Genomic DNA, 17,598 nt, shown 5'->3' with positions numbered 1-17,598 from the left:
TGTCCTTAGAGGCAGGGGTGCGGGCGGGGCTCAGGACTGCGGGGGCTCGAACTTCGAGGTGCGCTCGAAGCCCGCGGCGCGGCCCTTGCCCGCGATGACCAGGGCCATCTTGCGGCTGGCCTCGTCGATCATCTCGTCGCCGAGCATCGCGGAGCCCTTGGCGCCGCCTGCCTCGGAGGTGCACCAGTCGTACGCGTCGAGGATCAGCTCGGCGTGGTCGTAGTCCTCCTGCGAGGGCGAGAAGATCTCGTTCGCGGCGGCGACCTGGTCCGGGTGCAGGACCCACTTGCCGTCGAAGCCCAGCGCGGCGGCGCGGCCGGCCACCTCGCGGTAGCCCTCGGCGTTGCGGATCTGCAGGTAGGGGCCGTCGATGGCCTGCAGGTCGTGGGTGCGGGCGGCCATCAGGATGCGCATCAGGATGTAGTGGTAGGCGTCCGCCGGGTAGCCGGGGGGCTGCTGGCCGACCACCAGGGTCTTCATGTTGATCGAGGCCATGAAGTCGGCCGGGCCGAAGATGATGGTCTCCAGCCGGGGCGAGGCGGCGGCGATCTCGTCGACGTTCACCAGGCCCTTGGCGTTCTCGATCTGCGCCTCGATGCCGATCTTGCCGACCTCGAAGCCCATGGTCTTCTCGATCTGGGTGAGCAGCAGGTCGAGGGCCTTGACCTGGGTGGCGTCCTGGACCTTGGGCAGCATGATGCAGTCCAGGTTCGGGCCGGCGCCCTCGACGACGGTGATCACGTCGCGGTACGTCCAGTGGGTGGTCCAGTCGTTGACCCGGACGACCTTGGTCTTCTTGCCCCAGTCGCCGTTGTTCAGGGCGTCGACGATGTTGTGCCGGGCGCTCTCCTTGACCAGCGGGGCGCAGGCGTCCTCCAGGTCGAGGAAGACCTGGTCGGCGGGCAGGCCCTGGGCCTTCTCCAGGAAGCGCGGGTTGCTGCCCGGTACGGCGAGGCAGGAGCGGCGGGGGCGGAGCCGGTTGACGGTGCTCATGAGGGTGGGTCAGTTCCTTCCGGGGTCAGCTGGTGGACGCGGCGGTGGTCGGCGTCCAGGGCTGGAGCCTGTTGGCGAGCCGGATCTCGTCCACGATCCGGCCGATGATGGTGGTGATGCCGAAGTCCTTCGGGGTGAACACGGCAGCGACGCCGGCGGCCTTGAGGGCCTCGCCGTCCGCTGCCGGGATGATGCCACCCACGATCACGGGGACATCCTCCACCCCGGCCCGCCGCAGGCGGTTCAGGACGTCGGGCACCAGCTCCGGGTGCGCCCCGGAAAGGATCGACAGGCCCACGCAGTGCACGTCCTCCGCGACGGCGGCGGAGACGATCTGCTCGGGCGTCAGCCGGATGCCCTGGTAGACCACCTCGAAGCCGGCGTCGCGGGCCCGGACGGCGATCTGCTCGGCGCCGTTGGAGTGCCCGTCCAGGCCGGGCTTGCCGACCAGCAGGCGCAGCTTGCCGGTGCCCAGCTCGGCGGCGGTGGCGGCCACCGCCTCCCGGACGGCGGCCAGCTCACCACCGGGCTCGGCCGCGACCGCGACCGGGGCACCGCCGACGCCGGTGGGCGCCCGGTACTCGCCGAAGACGTCCCGCAGGGCGAAGGACCACTCGCCGGTGGTCACCCCGGCGCGGGCGCAGGCCAGCGTGGCGGGCATCAGGTTGTCCGAGGTGGCCGCGGTCGCCCGGAGCTGCTCCAGGGCGCTCTGGACGGCGCTCTCGTCGCGGTTCTCCCGCCACTCCTTGAGCGCGCCCAGCACGGACTGCTCGGAGGCCGGGTCGACCACCATGATCGCGGTGTCGAGGTCGGCCGTGAGCGGGCTCTCCTCGGTGGTGTCGAAGCAGTTGACCCCGACGATCTTGTCCTCGCCGGACTCGATCCTGGCCCGCCGGTTCGCGTGCGAGGAGACCAGGTTGGACTTCAGGTAGCCGGACTCGACGGCCGGGATCACCCCGCCCATCTCCAGCACCTTGGCGATCTCCGCCTCGGCGCCGGCCAGCAGCGCGGCCGTCTTGTTCTCGATGACCTCGGAGCCGTTGAAGATGTCGCCGTACTCCAGCAGGTCGGACTCGTAGGCCAGCACCTGCTGGATCCGCAGCGACCACTGCTGGTCCCACGGGCGGGGCAGGCCGAGGGCCTCGTTCCAGGCCGGCAGCTGGACGGCCCGGGCGCGGGCGTCCTTGGAGAGGGTGACGGCCAGCATCTCCAGGACGATCCGCTGGACGTTGTTCTCCGGCTGGGCCTCGGTCAGGCCGAGCGAGTTGACCTGCACGCCGTAGCGGAACCGGCGCTGCTTGGGGTCCTGGATGCCGTAGCGCTCCAGGGTGACCTTCTCCCAGAGCTGGGCGAAGGCGCGCATCTTGCACATCTCCTCGACGAAGCGCACGCCGGCGTTCACGAAGAAGGAGATCCGGGCCACCACCTCGCCCATCCGCTCGGCCGGCACCTGGCCGGAGTCGCGGACGGCGTCCAGCACGGAGATCGCGGTGCACATCGCGTACGCGATCTCCTGGACCGGGGTGGCCCCGGCCTCCTGGAGGTGGTAGCTGCAGATGTTGATCGGGTTCCACTTGGGGATGTTGCCGACCGTGTAGGCGATCATGTCGGTGATCAGCCGCACCGACGGGCCGGGCGGGAAGACGTGCGTCCCGCGCGAGAGGTACTCCTTGACGATGTCGTTCTGGGTGGTGCCGGTGAGCTTGGCGATGTCGGCGCCCTGCTCCTCGGCGACCACCTGGTAGAGCGCCAGCAGCCACATCGCGGTGGCGTTGATCGTCATCGAGGTGTTGGTCTGTTCGAGCGGGATGCCGTCGAACAGGGTCCGCATGTCCCCGACGTGGCCCACCGGGACGCCGACCCGGCCGACCTCGCCGCGGGCGAGGACGTGGTCCGAGTCGTAGCCCGTCTGGGTCGGCAGGTCGAACGCCACCGAGAGGCCGGTCTGCCCCTTGGCGAGGTTCTTGCGGTACAGCGCGTTGGAGTCGCTCGCGGTCGAGTGTCCCGCGTAGGTGCGCATCAGCCAGGGCCGGTCGCGCACGATCCGCTCGCTCGGCTCTGCCATCAGATGTCCCTGAAGCGGTTGATCGCCGGCAGGTGCTTCTCGCGCAGTTCGAGGTCCCGCACGCCCAGGCCCTCGGACGGGGCCAGGCAGAGCACGCCGACCTTGCCCTGGTGCTTGTTCTGGTGGACGTCGAGCGCGGCCTGGCCGGTCTGGTCGAGGGAGTAGACCTTGGACAGGGTCGGGTGGATCTTGCCCTTCGCCACCAGGCGGTTGGCCTCCCACGCCTCGCGGTAGTTGGCGAAGTGCGAGCCGACGATCTTCTTCAGCGACATCCACAGGTAGCGGTTGTCGTACTGGTGCATGAAGCCGGAGGTGGAGGCGCAGGTCACGATGGTGCCGCCCTTGCGGGTGACGTACACCGAGGCGCCGAAGGTCTCGCGGCCCGGGTGCTCGAAGACGATGTCCACGTCCTCGCCGCCGGTCAGCTCGCGGATCCGGCCGCCCAGGCGCTTCCACTCGCGCGGGTCCTGGGTGTTCTCGTCCTTCCAGAACCGGTAGCCCTCGGCGCTGCGGTCGATGATCGCCTCGGCGCCCATCGCCCGGCAGATCTCGGCCTTCTGGTCGTTGGAGACGACGCAGATCGGGGTGGCGCCGCCGGCCAGCGCGTACTGGGTGGCGTACGAGCCGAGGCCGCCGCTGGCGCCCCAGATCAGCACGTTGTCGCCCTGCTTCATGCCGGCGCCGTTCTGGCTGACCAGCTGGCGGTAGGCGGTGGAGTTGACCAGGCCGGGGGAGGCGGCCTCCTCCCAGGTGAGGTGCGCCGGCTTGGGCATCAGCTGGTTGGTCTTGACCAGGGCGATCTGGGCCAGGCCGCCGAAGTTGGTCTCGAAGCCCCAGATGCGCTGCTCCGGGTCCATCATCGTGTCGTTGTGGCCGTCCGAGGACTCCAGCTCGACCGAGAGGCAGTGGGCGACGACCTCGTCGCCCGGCTTCCAGGCGTTGACGCCGGCGCCGGTGCGCAGCACCACGCCCGCGAGGTCGGAGCCGAGCACGTGGTACGGCAGGTCGTGGCGCTTGGTGAGCGGCGACAGCCGGCCGTAGCGCTCCAGGAAGCCGAAGGTGGAGACCGGCTCGTAGATCGAGCTCCACACGGTGTTGTAGTTGACGGCGCTGGCCATGACGGCCACCAGGGCCTCGCCCGGGCCGAGCTCGGGCAGGGCGACGTCGTCCAGGTGCAGGGACTTGCGAGGGTCCTTGTCGCGGCTGTCGAGGCCGGCGAACATCTGCTCCTCGTCCTTGTGGAGCGTGACCGCCCGGTAGGACTCCGGCAGCTTGAGCGCGGCGAAGTCCGCCGCGGTGCTGTCGGAGCTGAGGATCGCGTCGAGGATTTCCTTCATGGCTGCCTCCGAAGGCGTACCTGTGTGAGGGGCACAGGGCGTCTGGGGGAGCCGGGAGCGGACACCGGCTTCGCTGAGGGTGGGTGGGTTTGGTGAGGCCTGACTCCCGGGGTGGGGGAGTGCCTGACGACGGCGCGCCGAGGTGGGGAGCCGCGGCGCCGCGACTGGTGAGTAACAAGGTAGTGGCACCCTGTGCCACTCGTAAAGACACTGGGTGTCATCAATTCAGGTGAACCGGAAAACCGTTCGAGCACCCTTCGGAGGGTGCGCGAGAGGCCCGCCCCGGGTGACCGGGACGGGCCTCTCGAACTTCTCCGACCTGCGAAAACGTGCCTTACTGGCCGGCCTTGGGGCCCGCCAGCGCGGCCCGGATGCTGTCCAGCACGATGTCCAGCGGGGCGTCGGTGCGGGCCACTGTGATGAGGACCTCACCGCCCGGGGTGGCACTCAGTGCGCTCGCCGCGGCCGACTCCAACGAGGAAGCCGCGTCACTGCTGGCACCGGGTGCCACAAGGGCCCCACGGCGCCGGACGCCGGACGGCTCGGTGGCCCAGAACGTCCCCCGGATCACCTCGAAGGAGTGGTCCAGCTGCGCCTCCACGTCGCCGTGCCCGCCGGCCCGCAGCCAGCGCCGCAGCACGTGGTTGTGGGCCGCGACCACCGCCGCCGCCGAGACCTCGGCGAGCATCGAGTCGTCGTCCCCGCCGCGCTGCCAGCCCGGCGGGATCTGCGCGGCCGTGTCGAAGCGGCCCAGCAGGTACCGGGTGAACAGCCGCTCGTACCGGGCCACCACGGCGATCTCCCGCTCGCGCAGGGCCGGCACCTGACGGATCAGCTGGTACCGGGCCACCGAGACCGAGGGCATGGAGGCGTACATCCGCAGCACCTCCTTGATCCCCCGGCAGACCACGTCCAGCGGGTGCTCCTCGGAGTCGGCGCTGGCCAGCAGGTCGGCCACCCGGACCAGGGTGTCGTCGTGGTCCGGGAAGATCGCCTCCTCCTTCGACCGGAAGTACCGGAAGAAGGTCCGCCGGGCCACCCCGGCGGCCGCGGCGATCTGGTCGACCGTCGTCTCCTCGTAGCCCTGCCCGGCGAACAGCTCCATCGCCGCCGTGGCGAGGTCCTGCCGCATCTGCAGCCGCTGCGCCGCGGCCCGGCGGCCGCCCGGCCCGGGGTCGGCGGCCGGGGTGCCGGCCGGGCCCGGCCGCGGCGGGTCGTGCCGTGCCGGCTCGTGCCGGCCGGCCGGCTGCCGTACGGCGGACTGCTGCTCGGACGCTGCCTGAACCCGATCCATGCCCGGAACGCTACACGTCCCGGCGGGCGCGGATTCCGGCCTCGTCCGACGGACCGGCGCGACGGGCCCGGCGGCACTCGGTCTGGGCCACCGGGACGACGTCGCGGCCGGGCTCCAGCCGCCCCTGGGCAGGCCGCCCGAAGGTCCTGCGGGGGCGGTCATCGGCGTGCGTGGTCGCGGAACCCGCGGCCGGTCTTGCGGCCCAGGCAGCCCGCCGCCACCAGGTGCTCCAGCAGCGGCGCGGCCGCCAGGCCCGGCTCGCGGAACTCCTGGTGCAGCACCTGCTCGATGGTGAGCGAGACGTCCAGGCCGACCACGTCCAGCAGCTCGAAGGGGCCCATCGGGTACCCGCAGCCGAGCTTCATCGCGGTGTCGATGTCGTCCACCGTCGCGTAGTGCTCCTGCAGCATCCGCACCGCGTCGTTCAGGTAGGGGAAGAGCAGCGCGTTCACGATGAAGCCGGCCCGGTCGCCGCACTCCACCGGGTGCTTGCGCACCTTGGTGCAGAGGTCGAGCACGGTGGCGGTGACGTCCGGGGCGGTCAGCACCGTCGAGACGACCTCGACGAGCTTCATGGCCGGCGCCGGGTTGAAGAAGTGCATGCCGATCACGTCCTGCGGGCGCGAGGTCGCCGCGGCGCAGCTGATCACCGGCAGGCTGGAGGTGGTGGTGGCCAGCACCGCGCCCGGCCGGCAGATCTTGTCCAGGGTCGCGAACAGCTCGCGCTTGACCGCGAGGTCCTCGGCCACCGCCTCGACCACCAGGTCGGCCTCCGCGAGGTCGGTGTACGCGCCGGTCGGGGTGACCAGGGCGAGCGCCGCGTCGCGCTGCTCCCCGGTCAGCCGGCCCTTGGCGACCGAGCGCTCCAGCGACTTCGCCAGCTGGGCCTTGGCGCGGTCCGCCTTCTCCTGGCTGCGGGCGGCCAGCAGGACGCCGTAGCCGGCCTTGGCGAACACCTCGACGATGCCGGTGGCCATCGTGCCCGAACCGCAGACGCCGATGCTGCGCACCTCGCGGCCGGCCGGCCGGCCGGCCGCGGCGCCGCCCGTGCCGGGCACCACCTTGGCGGAGCCGGGGGCCTCGTAGGTGTAGAAACCGCGCCCGGTCTTGCGGCCGAGCAGCCCGGCCGAGACCAGCTGGCCGAGGATCGGCGCCGGGGCGTGCAGGCGGTCCTTGGACTGCTCGTACATCGCCTCCAGGACGGTCCGGGCGGTGTCGATGCCGATCAGGTCCAGCAGGGCCAGCGGGCCCATCGGGAGGCCGCAGCCGAGCCGCATCGCGGCGTCGATGTCCTCCCGGGTCGCGTACTTGGACTCGAACATCGCGGCGGCCTGGTTCAGGTAGGCGAAGAGCAGGCCGTTGACCACGAAGCCGGCCCGGTCGCCGGCCGCGACCGGCTCCTTGCCGAGGTCCCGGGCGAAGGCGGCGGCGGCCTCGGCCACCGGCGGGGCGGTCAGCACCGTGCGGACCACCTCGACCAGCTTCATCACCGGCACGGGGTTGAAGAAGTGCAGGCCGAGCACCCGCTCGGGGCGTGCGGTGGCGGCCGCGATCCGGGTCACCGACAGGGCGGTGGTACCGGTCGCGAGCACCGTTTCCGGCGGGCAGATCCGGTCCAGCTCGGCGAAGATCTCCCGCTTCAGCTCCAGCTGCTCCGGGACCTCCTCGATCACCAGGTCGGCGGCGGCCGCCGCGTCCAGCCGGTCTCCGACGGTGATCCGCGCGAGCAGCGCGCCGCGCTCCTCGGCGGTGATCCGGCCGCGCTCGACGTCGTGGGCGGTGGTCTCCGCGATCCGGGCCAGCGCGCGGGCGGCGCTGTCACCGTTGGCCTCGACGCCGATCACCCGGCGGCCGCTCCTGGCGACCGCCACCGCGACACCGGCACCCATGGTGCCCAGGCCGATCACGGCGACAGTGGAAAAGGGACGCTCCATTGGATCCTGACTCCTTGTCATGTGGACCCGGGCGTGCTCGGGCGGCGCGGCCGCGCCCGTCGTCGGGGGGCCGGCAGCCGCCGGAGGAGGGTCACGCACGGGGGAGGGAGATGACGGTCCGGCGTACCCGAGGGGGCCGGTCCGCTCCGGCCGTGCCGCGGGTACGCCGTGGTACTCAGGCGCTCAAGAAAGAGGAAGCGACTCTGATACGAGGATCCGGCCGTGCGCCGACAGGGCGCGGGCCGGGAGAAGGGCACCCGTGCCGCCGCCCCGCAGAGCGCGATGGCGCGCCGGGCGACGACCCCGCCGGTGCGGCTCCCGAAGCCCGGCGGTGGTGCGTGCGGTCACTGTAGCGAAGTTACCGTTGAGTAGGAAGAGGGCGGGCGTGAAATTCGCCGGGCTCCGGGAGCCCGGACCCCGCACGCCCACCGCCCGCGCCGGCCCTTCGCCCGCCCGCCCCGGGCCCTCCGCCCGCCCGGCGACCGCGCGGGGCCGGCGCCGTGCAAACCACCCGTACGGGGAATACCGCCAGGTCGGTGGGCACGGAAGCATGGCCCCATGAGTAGCGCCGCCGCCGACACCCGGCTGCCCAGGGCGGAGCGCGCCGCCCTGGCGCGGCTCGCCACCGACCGGCTGCGGACGGCCGCCGTGGACGCGGTCGCGATCGGCTGGGTGGACAACGCGGGGCTGGCCCGGGTCAAGGCCGTGCCGGTCGGCGGGCTGGTGCACGCCGCCTCCTGGGGCGTCGGCGCGGCGCCCTGCTTCGACGCCTTCCTGGTCGACGACTCGACGGCCGGACCGGTGGCGGAGCCGGCCGCGGACACCGCCGGCCCGGCCGCGCCGCCGGCCGGCAGCGGCGTCGTCGGCGACCTGCGGCTGTACCCCGACCTCGACCGGCTCGTCCCGCTCGCCGCCCAGCCCGGCTGGGCCTGGGCCCCCGCCGACCGCTACACCCAGCAGGACGCCCCGCACCCGGGCTGCCAGCGCCTGTTCGCCCGCCGGGCGGAGGCCGCGGCCCGGTCCCGCGGGCTGTCCGTCCGGGCCGGCATCGAGGTGGAGTGGGTGGCCGCGCTGGCCGGCCCGCCGGAGGAGGAGCCGCGCTACCCGACGGCCGGCCCGGCCTACGGCCTGCAGCGGCTGACCGACCTCTCCGACTACCTCCGCGACGTCCTGCGCGCCCTGGAGCAGCAGGGCCTGAACGTGCTGCAGATCCACCCCGAGTACGCACCCGGGCAGTTCGAGGTCTCGGTCGCCCCCGAGGGGCCGGTGGCCGCCGCCGACACCTCCGTGCTCGTCCGGCACACCGTGCGCGCCGTGTCGGCCCGGCACGGGCTGCGCGCCTCCTTCGCCCCCGCCGTCGAGCCCGGCGGTGTCGGCAACGGATCCCACCTGCACCTCAGCCTCTGGCGGGACGGCCGCAACCTCGGCCACGGCGGGCCGGGGCCGCACGGGCTGACCGGTGAGGCCGAGGCCTTCCTGGCCGGGGTGCTCGCCGCGCTCCCCGAACTCCTCGTCCTCGGCACCCCCAGCCCGGCCGGCTACCTGCGCCTGGTGCCCTCCCGCTGGGCCGGCGCCTACCGGTGCTGGGGGCTGGAGAACCGGGAGGCCGCGTTGCGCCTGGTCACCGGGTCGGAGGGCGAGCGGGCGGACGCGGCCAACGCCGAGATCAAGTGCTTCGACGGCGCCGCCAACCCCTACCTGGCGGCCGGCGCGGTGCTCGCCGCCGGCCTCGCCGGCATCGACGAGGGCCTGCACCTGCCGCCGGAGACCACCGTCGACCCGGCCCGGCTCGCCCCCGGGACGGTCGCCCGGCTGCCCGCCGACCTGAGCGAGGCCCTCGCCGCCTACGAGCGCTCGGCCGTCCTGCGGGAGGCCATGGGCGAGCCGCTGTACCGCGCGGTGCTGGCCGTCCGCCGGGCCGAGAGCGCGCTGTTCGCCGGACGCGCCGCCGAGGAGATCATCGCCGCGACGCGCTGGCGGTACTGAGGTGGGCGGCCCCGGTGTGGGCGGTACCCGGCCGGGCGGCACCGGGACGGGCGCCGCCGGTGCGGGCGACGACGGGCGGGAGGCCGGTCCACCCGCCCTGGTCGACCACCACTGCCACAGCGTGGTCGACGGCGAGCTGGACGACGAGGAACTGGCCGGCCTGCTCACCGAGTCGGACCGTCCGCCGGCCCCCGGAACCTCGCCGCTGGACAGCGCCCTCGGCCTCGCGGTACGCCGCTGGTGCCCGCCCGTGCTCGGGCTGCCCGCGCACGCCCCGGCCGCCGACTACCTGGCCCGCCGGCGTGAACTCGGCGCGCCCGAGGCCACCCGCCGGCTGCTCGCCGCCGCCGGGCTCGACAGCTGCCTGGTCGACACCGGGCTGACCGCCGCCGCCGGCCGACCGTTGCTGCCCTTGCCGGAGTTCGCCGCCCTGACCGGCGCGGACGTCCGGGAGGTGGTCCGGCTGGAGGCGCTCGCCGAGGCCCTCGACCCGGCCGCGGCGGCCTGGCCGGGCGCCGTCCGGGCGGCGGTCGGCGCAGCCGTCGAGGGCGGGGCCGCCGCGCTGAAGTCCGTGCTGGCCTACCGGCACGGACTCGACGTCCCGGCCGAGCGGCCCACCGACCGCGAGGTGGTCGCGGCGGCCGGGGCCCGGCTGCGGTCCGGCGGCGGCCGGCTCACCGACCCCGTCCTGCTGCGCCACCTGCTCTGGTCGGCGGTGGACGCCTGCGCCGGCCGGGGGCTGCCGATCCAGCTGCACACCGGGTTCGGCGACCCGGACCTCGCCCTGCACCGGGCCGACCCCGCGCTGCTGGCCGGTTTCGTCCGGGCGGCGGAGCCCAGCGGCGTCCCGCTGGTGCTGCTGCACGGCTACCCCTACCACCGGCAGGCCGCCTGGCTCGCGCAGGCCTTCCCGCAGGTGTACGCCGACCTCGGGCTGACCGCCTCGTACGTGGGGCCGAGGGTGGCGGCGGTGCTCGGCGAGATGCTGGAGCTGGCGCCGTTCGGCAAGCTGCTGTTCTCCACCGACGGGTACGGCCTGCCCGAACTGCACCTGGTGGGCGCCGCCCAGTTCCGGCACGGTCTGGGCGCGCTGCTGGCGTCCTGGCGCGCGGACGGCGCCTGCTCCGCCGGGGACGTGACCCGGATCGCCCGGCTGCTCTCGGCCGGCAACGCGCGCCGGCTCTACCGGCTCTGAACCCGCGCCGGCGTGCCGGGCGGGTCCGGGCGGACCGGACGCAGGCGCCGGCCGGGCACGGGGGGAGGCTCCCTCGTGACCGGCCGGCGCCCCCGGCTCAGCCGATCGCGCGCAGGTGGTCGCGGACGCCGACGCCGAAGTTGGTCGGAGTGCCGTCGAAGTTGCTGATCAGGGACGGGCCGGAGCCGCAGTCCCAGGTGTTCCAGGTCCAGCCGAGGTAGGAGAGCTTCTTGGCGTCCAGCCAGGACATCACCCCGTCGACGAAGCCGTGGGCGCAGTCGTTCTCGCCGATCTCACCGGCCATCAGCGGCACCTGGGCGGCCACGGGGGCCAGGGTGGAGTCGAAGCAGGAGACGGTGGAGCAGGTGTTGAAGTTGTAGACGTGGAAGGCGGCGCCGAGGTTGCCGGTCGGGTCGGCCGGCTTGTGGGCGAGCCACTGGCCGAGGTCGTTGGAGTAGGCGAGCCCGCCGAGCAGGATGACGTTCTTCGCGCCGGTCGCGCGGACGGTGTCGACCAGCTTCTGCATGCCGCTGACCGGGTACGAGATGCCGGGGCAGGCGCTGCCGCCGTCGCGCCAGCAGAGCCAGGCCTGGGAGAGCGAGGAGACGGCGCGGTCCGCGTAGGGCTCGTTGAACAGGTCGAAGACGATCGAGGTGTCACCCTTGAAGGTGTCGGCCACGGACGTCCAGAACGGCACCGCCTCGGCGCCGGGCATCGGCTTCTGGCAGGTGGCGTTCACGTCGGAGCAGCCCGAGGAGTTGCCGGTGTACAGGCCGTGGCTCCAGTGCATCTCGACGATCGGCGTGATGCCGTTGGTGCGCAGGGTGTCGACCCAGGTCTTGATCGCGGCGCGGTAGTTGGCGCCGCCGTACTCGGGCTTGACGTTGGACGCGCCGAGCCAGCAGTCCTCGTTGAGCGGGACGCGGACGGCGTTGACCTTCCAACTCTTGATGGCGGCCACCGAGGCGGCGTCCACCGGTCCGTCGAAGAAGCCGTAGCCCTGGACGCACATGAACTCGGTGCCGGAGCGGTTGACCCCGTGCAGGGTGACCGTCCGGCCGGCGGCGTCGGCCAGGGTGTTGCCGGCCACGTGCAGGGCCGGTGCGGCGCCGGTGCCGGTGGGCGTGGCGGTGGCGGTGGGGCTGGCGGTCGCGGTCGGCGAGGCCGTGGCGGTGGGCGAGGTCGTCGCGGTCGGCGAGGCGGTGGCGCTGGGCGAGGCGGAGGCCGTCGGGGAGGGGCTGGCCGTCCCGGCGCCGGTGCAGGCGAGCCCGTTCACCGCGAACGAGGTGGGCGCCGAATTGACGCCGCTGTAGGCGAAGTTGGCACCGGCCGTGACCGAGGCGCCCGGGGCGACGACGGCGTTCCAGGACAGGTTGGTGACGCTGACGTTCTTGCCGCTCTGGGCCCAGGTGCCGCTCCAGCCGCTGCCGGAGAGGGTCTGGTTGCCGCTGTAGGCGTACGTCAGCTGCCAGCCGTTGATCGCCGCGGTGCCGAGGTTGTTGACCTTGACGTTGGCGGTGAAGCCGCTGCCCCAGTCGTTGGTGGTCCAGTCGACGGTACAGGCGACGGTGGCGGCGGCGGCGCTGCCGGGGCCCACCATCGCCACGGTCGCGGCGACGGCCGCGGCCAGCGCGGATCCCATCGCGAGGGCTTTCCTGCGGACGGACATGGGTTGCTCCTAGGGGTGCCAGGACAGATCAGATCAAGAGATTTCATGGGCGCGCTCCCACGTCCCGGTGAGGAAGATAGCGACCAGTCATCGGCCTGACAATCCATCTCCCCTTTCTGACTTGGCATTTGTCCACCACATGGGACTTGTCAGGAACGCGCGCGCACCCTCTTGACACCTCCTTCGGGCGGTCCGATTCTTGGGAGCGCTCCCACAGCACGCAAGCGGGAGCGTCCGGCACCCACCGGGCGCAACGGCTCGCGAACGCAAGGCATGCAAGGCAACGACCCGCTCACCCCCACCCCATGGAGCCCGTCTTGTCACCACCCACCCTGCGCCCCCGCACGCCCGGAAGGCGTCTCACCGGCTCGCTCGGTGTCTCGCTCGCCCTGCTCGCCACCGGTCTGACCACCGCGGTCGGCGCGCCCGCCTCGGCGGCCGCCGTCCAGTGCTCGGTCGACTGGACCACCAACGACTGGGGCAGCGGCTTCACCGCCAACGTCGCCGTCAACAACAAGGGCACCGCCGCGATCAGCGGCTGGCAGCTGACCTACGCCTACACCGGCAACCAGACCCTCTCCGGCACCGGCTGGAACGGCACCTGGGCCCAGAGCGGCAAGAACGTCAGCGTCACCAACCTGTCGTACAACGCCACCATCGCGCCCGGCGGTTCGGTATCGGCCGGTGCCAACTTCGCCTACAGCGGCACCAACGCGGCACCGACCGCGTTCGCCGTCAACGGCACCACCTGCACCGGTGCCCACGCCGCTCCCGTCACCGCGCTCACCAGCCCCGCGCCCGGGGCGAGTTACGCCGCCGGCGCGAGCATCCCGATCAGTGCGACCGCCTCGGCCTCGGACGGCGCCGGCATCAGCAAGGTCGAGTTCTACGACAACACGACCCTGCTGGGCACCGACACCACCGCGCCGTACGCCTTCACCTGGACGGGCGCTGCGGCCGGCAGCCACTCGGTCTACGCCAAGGCCTACGACGGCACCGGGGCCACCGGCGAGTCCACGCCCGCGGGCATCACGGTGGCGGCCGGACCGGCCGTCTCGGCGGTGCCGACCAGCGTGTCGGTGGCCCAGGGCAAGACCGGCACCTTCGGGCTGAAGCTCTCGGCGCAGCCGGCGGCGAACGTCACGGTCACCACGGCCAGGACCGCCGGCAACACCGGGCTGTCGGTCACCGGCGGTGCCACGCTCACCTTCACCCCGGCCAACTGGGCCACCGCGCAGAACGTCACGCTGACCGCCGACGCGACCGGCACCGGATCGGCGACCTTCACCTCCACGGCCCCCGGCCACACGGCCTCGACCGTCACGGTGACCGAGCTGGCCGCCGCGAGCGGGGTGTACAACGACCGGTTCCTGCAGCTCTACAACAAGATCAAGGACCCGGCGAACGGCTACTTCTCACCGGAGGGCATCCCGTACCACTCGGTCGAGACGCTGCTGGTGGAGGCGCCCGACCAGGGGCACGAGACCACCTCGGAGGCGTACAGCTACCTGATCTGGCTGGAGGCCCAGTACGGCCGGGTCACCAAGGACTGGACGAAGTTCAACGCGGCGTGGACGCTCATGGAGACGTACATGATCCCCACCCACGCGGACCAGCCCACCAACAGCTTCTACAACGCCGCCAAGCCCGCGACCTACGCCCCCGAGCGTCCGCTGCCGAGCGACTACCCGGCGCAGCTGGACACCTCGGTGACGGCGGGCCAGGACCCGATCGCGGCCGAGCTCAGCAGCACCTACGGCACCAGTGACATCTACGGCATGCACTGGCTGCAGGACGTCGACAACGTGTACGGCTACGGCAACGCGCCGGGCAAGTGCGAGGCCGGGCCGACCGACACCGGGCCGTCCTACATCAACACCTACCAGCGCGGCGCGCAGGAGTCGGTCTGGGAGACCGTCCCCCAGCCGACCTGCGACAAGTTCGCCTACGGCGGCAAGAACGGCTACCTGGACCTGTTCGTCAAGGACTCCTCGTACGCCAAGCAGTGGAAGTACACCGACGCGCCGGACGCGGACGCCCGGGCCATCCAGGCCGCCTACTGGGCGGACACCTGGGCCAAGGCGCAGGGCAACGGCGCCACGGTGGCCGGCACGGTCGCCAAGGCCGGCAAGATGGGCGACTACCTCCGCTACGCGATGTACGACAAGTACTTCAAGAAGATCGGCAACTGCACCGGGCCGAGCACCTGCGCGGCCGGCTCCGGCAAGGATTCCTCGCACTACCTGCTCTCCTGGTACTACGCCTGGGGCGGCGCGAGCGACACCAGCGCCGGCTGGGCCTGGCGGATCGGCGACAGCGCCGCGCACGGCGGCTACCAGAACCCGATGGCGGCCTACGCCCTGGTCAACGACGCCGCGCTGGCGCCCAAGTCGGCCACCGGCAAGGCGGACTGGACCACCAGCCTGGGCCGGCAGATGGAGTTCATCCAGTGGCTGCAGTCCAGTGAGGGTGCCATCTCCGGTGGCGCGACCAACAGTTGGGAGGGCAGCTACGCGACCCCGCCGGCCGGTACGCCGACCTTCTACGGGATGTACTACGACGAGGCGCCGGTCTACCACGACCCGCCGAGCAACCAGTGGTTCGGGTTCCAGGCCTGGGGCATGGAGCGGGTCGCGGAGTACTACTACGCGAGCGGCGACGCCAAGGCCAAGGCCGTGCTCGACAAGTGGGTGAGCTGGGCGCTCTCCAAGACCAGCTTCACCGCGGACGGCAGCTACCAGATCCCGTCCACGCTGGCCTGGACCGGCAAGCCGGACAACTGGAACGCGGCCTCGCCGGGCGCCAACACGGGCCTGCACGTGAGCGTCGTGGACTACACCAAGGACGTCGGCGTGGCGGGCTCGTACGCCAAGCTGCTCTCCTACTACGCGGCCAAGTCCGGCAACACGGCGGCGAAGACGGCCGCGCAGAAGCTGCTCGACGGCATGTGGGGCAACAACCAGGACGCGCTGGGCATCGCGGTGCCCGAGACCCGCACGGACTACAGCCGGTTCGCCGACTCGCTGTCGGTGCCGTCCGGCTGGACGGGCACCATGCCCAACGGTGACGCGGTCAACTCGTCCTCCACCTTCCTGTCGATCCGCTCCTGGTACAAGAACGACCCGTCCTTCGCCAAGGTGCAGGACTACCTGAACGGCGGCCCGGCCCCGGTCTTCACCTACCACCGGTTCTGGGCACAGGCCGACATCGCGACCGCGATGGCGACCTACGGGGATCTCTTCAACTCCTGACGACAGCGGCCGCCGGGATTCCTGGGAGCACCCGACGGGCCTGCCGGTAAGGAGAGTTGGGCGCACGGCCGGGGCGACCCGGGCCGTGCGCCCTTCTCGTGTGGCCGGAATGTGGTGGGGACGTGTCAACCTCTTGCGGATTGCGACGACTGTTCACTAACGTCCCGATCATTCCCGTGCACCAGCCAACCAGCAGGTGCATCCGAGTCTCCGGAGGGTCAACCCCTATGAGAGTTCAGCGGATACGCCCGACCCGGCTCGCGGTGGTGGGTCTCACCCTCGCCACGGCCGGCGCACTCGCGCTGCCGGCCGGCGCGGCCGCCGCGGCGACCCCCGCGGCCGCCGGCACGACCGGGCCGCTGATCAGCTACGTGGTCAACACCAAGGCCAACCACGGCCAGGTGCAGAAGGTCGAACAGGCGATCGCCGCCCTCGGCGGCACCGTGGTCCAGTCGTACGAGCAGATCGGCGTGGTGATCGCCCGCTCCACCGACACCCAGTTCGCGGCCAAGCTCCGCCCGGCCAAGGGCGTCGACTCGGTCGGCGCCAGCCGGACGGCCGGCATCCTGCAGAGCGACGTCGAGGCCACCGAGGCCGCCACCGCCCCGGCCGCCGCGCCGGCCGACGGCAGCGAGCCGCTGGAGGCCAACCAGTGGGACATGCGCCAGATCGGCGTGGACAAGGCCCACAAGATCTCGCTCGGCAGCCGTGACGTCACGGTCGGCGTCCTGGACTCCGGCATCGAGGCCACCCACGAGGACCTCGCCGCCAACGTGGACGCCTCGCAGTCGGTCTCCTGCATCGACGGCGGCAAGCCCAACACCGCCTGGCAGGCCTGGCAGCCGACCACCAGCGACCACGGCACGCACGTCGCCGGGACGATCGCCGCCGCCAAGAACGGCAAGGGCATCGTGGGCATCGCCCCGAACGTCCGGCTGGCCTCGGTCAAGGTCGTCGACGACGGCGGGTTCATCTACCCCGAGTACGCGATCTGCGGCTTCGTCTGGGCGGGTGAGCACCACTTCAAGGTGACCAACAACAGCTACTACATCGACCCGTGGCTGTTCAACTGCAAGAACGACCCGGACCAGGCGGCGATCACCACCGCCGTCCGCCGGGCGGTGGCCTTCTCGCAGCGCAACGGCGTGCTCAACGTCGCCGCGGCCGGCAACGAGAACATCGACCTGGCACACAAGACCGTCGACACCAGCAGCCCGGACGACACCACCCCGGGCACCCGCCCGGTGGACCAGAACTGCCTCTCGCTGCCGACCGAGCTGCCCGGCGTCATCGTCACCACCTCCGTCGGCGTCAACGGCGAGAAGTCGTACTACTCCAGCTACGGCAAGGGCGTGGCCACGGTGGCCGCCCCCGGTGGCGACGCGCGCTACCAGCTCCCGGACACCCCGGACAAGAACGGCCGGGTGCTGTCCACCGTCACCGGCGGCGGCTACGGCTACAAGCAGGGCACCTCGATGGCGTCCCCGCACACCACCGGCGTGGTCGCGCTGCTCGCCAGCACCTTCCCCTGGGCCGACCCGGAGGAGCTGACCGAGCTGCTGCTCAACCAGGCCGAGTCGCACGCCTGCCCGACCGTCCCGTACAACCCGGGCGGCGCCGGCGCCTGGACCGCCACCTGCGAGGGCGGCGAGAACGACAACGGCTTCTACGGGGCCGGCATCATCAACGCCCAGAAGGCGGTCCAGTGGTGGCGCTGACGCGCTGACCGGACACGCGGCCCGCCGGGAACGGGCGGGGCGGTGAGCATCAGGAGGAGCCGGTCCGTCACGGGCCGGCTCCTCCGTACGTGGTGGCGCCCGGCGGCCTCCGTCCTGCGAGGCGGCCGGGCAGGTGGCGCGGCCGCGGTACCGGCG

At 72.4% G+C, this 17,598-nt stretch carries 10 protein-coding genes; 4 read left to right on the top strand and 6 right to left on the bottom strand.

The window, feature by feature from the left end; all coding sequences use genetic code 11:
* Positions 1-30: 30 nt before the first annotated feature.
* The 5 genes from IE329_RS00365 to IE329_RS00345 form a co-directional block, all read right to left on the bottom strand.
* Positions 31-993 carry an HpcH/HpaI aldolase/citrate lyase family protein gene (locus IE329_RS00365; protein ID WP_073928804.1) on the bottom strand — a complete coding sequence of 321 codons (963 nt, stop codon included), beginning with the start codon at positions 991-993 and terminating at the stop codon, positions 31-33.
* A 25-nt stretch (positions 994-1,018) separates the two neighbouring features.
* Positions 1,019-3,058, bottom strand: a complete 2,040-nt coding sequence (locus IE329_RS00360; RefSeq protein ID WP_190208695.1) for a protein meaA — start codon at positions 3,056-3,058, stop codon at positions 1,019-1,021.
* Positions 3,058-4,395 carry a crotonyl-CoA carboxylase/reductase gene (gene ccrA / locus IE329_RS00355; RefSeq protein WP_073928802.1) on the bottom strand — a complete coding sequence of 446 codons (1,338 nt, stop codon included), beginning with the start codon at positions 4,393-4,395 and terminating at the stop codon, positions 3,058-3,060. The genes IE329_RS00360 and ccrA overlap by 1 nt, the downstream gene beginning before the upstream one ends.
* A gap of 334 nt (positions 4,396-4,729) precedes the next feature.
* Positions 4,730-5,689 carry a TetR family transcriptional regulator gene (locus IE329_RS00350; RefSeq protein ID WP_190208694.1) on the bottom strand — a complete coding sequence of 320 codons (960 nt, stop codon included), beginning with the start codon at positions 5,687-5,689 and terminating at the stop codon, positions 4,730-4,732.
* Between the two features lie 158 nt (positions 5,690-5,847).
* Positions 5,848-7,623, bottom strand: coding sequence for a 3-hydroxyacyl-CoA dehydrogenase family protein (locus IE329_RS00345; RefSeq protein WP_190208693.1), 1,776 nt, complete (start codon positions 7,621-7,623; stop codon positions 5,848-5,850).
* Between the two features lie 558 nt (positions 7,624-8,181).
* Between IE329_RS00345 and IE329_RS00340 the strand changes: the two genes are divergently transcribed.
* Both IE329_RS00340 and IE329_RS00335 read left to right on the top strand, forming a co-directional pair.
* A complete protein-coding gene (locus IE329_RS00340) occupies positions 8,182-9,609 on the top strand; it encodes a glutamine synthetase family protein (RefSeq protein ID WP_190208692.1) in 1,428 nt (475 codons plus the stop codon).
* Between the two features lie 16 nt (positions 9,610-9,625).
* Entirely contained in the window at positions 9,626-10,804 is a 1,179-nt protein-coding gene (locus tag IE329_RS00335) for an amidohydrolase family protein (protein ID WP_308438318.1), read from the top strand.
* Between the two features lie 97 nt (positions 10,805-10,901).
* On the opposite strand, the gene IE329_RS00330 is transcribed toward IE329_RS00335, so the two are convergent.
* Entirely contained in the window at positions 10,902-12,473 is a 1,572-nt protein-coding gene (locus IE329_RS00330) for a cellulase family glycosylhydrolase (protein ID WP_373311027.1), read from the bottom strand.
* A 317-nt stretch (positions 12,474-12,790) separates the two neighbouring features.
* On the opposite strand from IE329_RS00330, the gene IE329_RS00325 reads away from it, so the two are divergent.
* Together IE329_RS00325 and IE329_RS00320 are read left to right on the top strand one after the other, a co-directional pair.
* Positions 12,791-15,724 carry a glycoside hydrolase family 48 protein gene (locus IE329_RS00325; RefSeq protein ID WP_229927045.1) on the top strand — a complete coding sequence of 978 codons (2,934 nt, stop codon included), beginning with the start codon at positions 12,791-12,793 and terminating at the stop codon, positions 15,722-15,724.
* A 227-nt stretch (positions 15,725-15,951) separates the two neighbouring features.
* Complete coding sequence (locus IE329_RS00320; protein WP_190208690.1) at positions 15,952-17,442, top strand: S8 family peptidase; 1,491 nt, start codon at positions 15,952-15,954, stop codon at positions 17,440-17,442.
* Positions 17,443-17,598: the final 156 nt, after the last annotated feature.

This window comes from Kitasatospora indigofera, from assembly GCF_014655955.1.
Lineage (GTDB): Bacteria > Actinomycetota > Actinomycetes > Streptomycetales > Streptomycetaceae > Kitasatospora > Kitasatospora indigofera.
The sequence above is the reverse complement of the archived record's forward strand: the minus strand, read 5'-3'. Positions and strand labels throughout refer to the sequence as shown.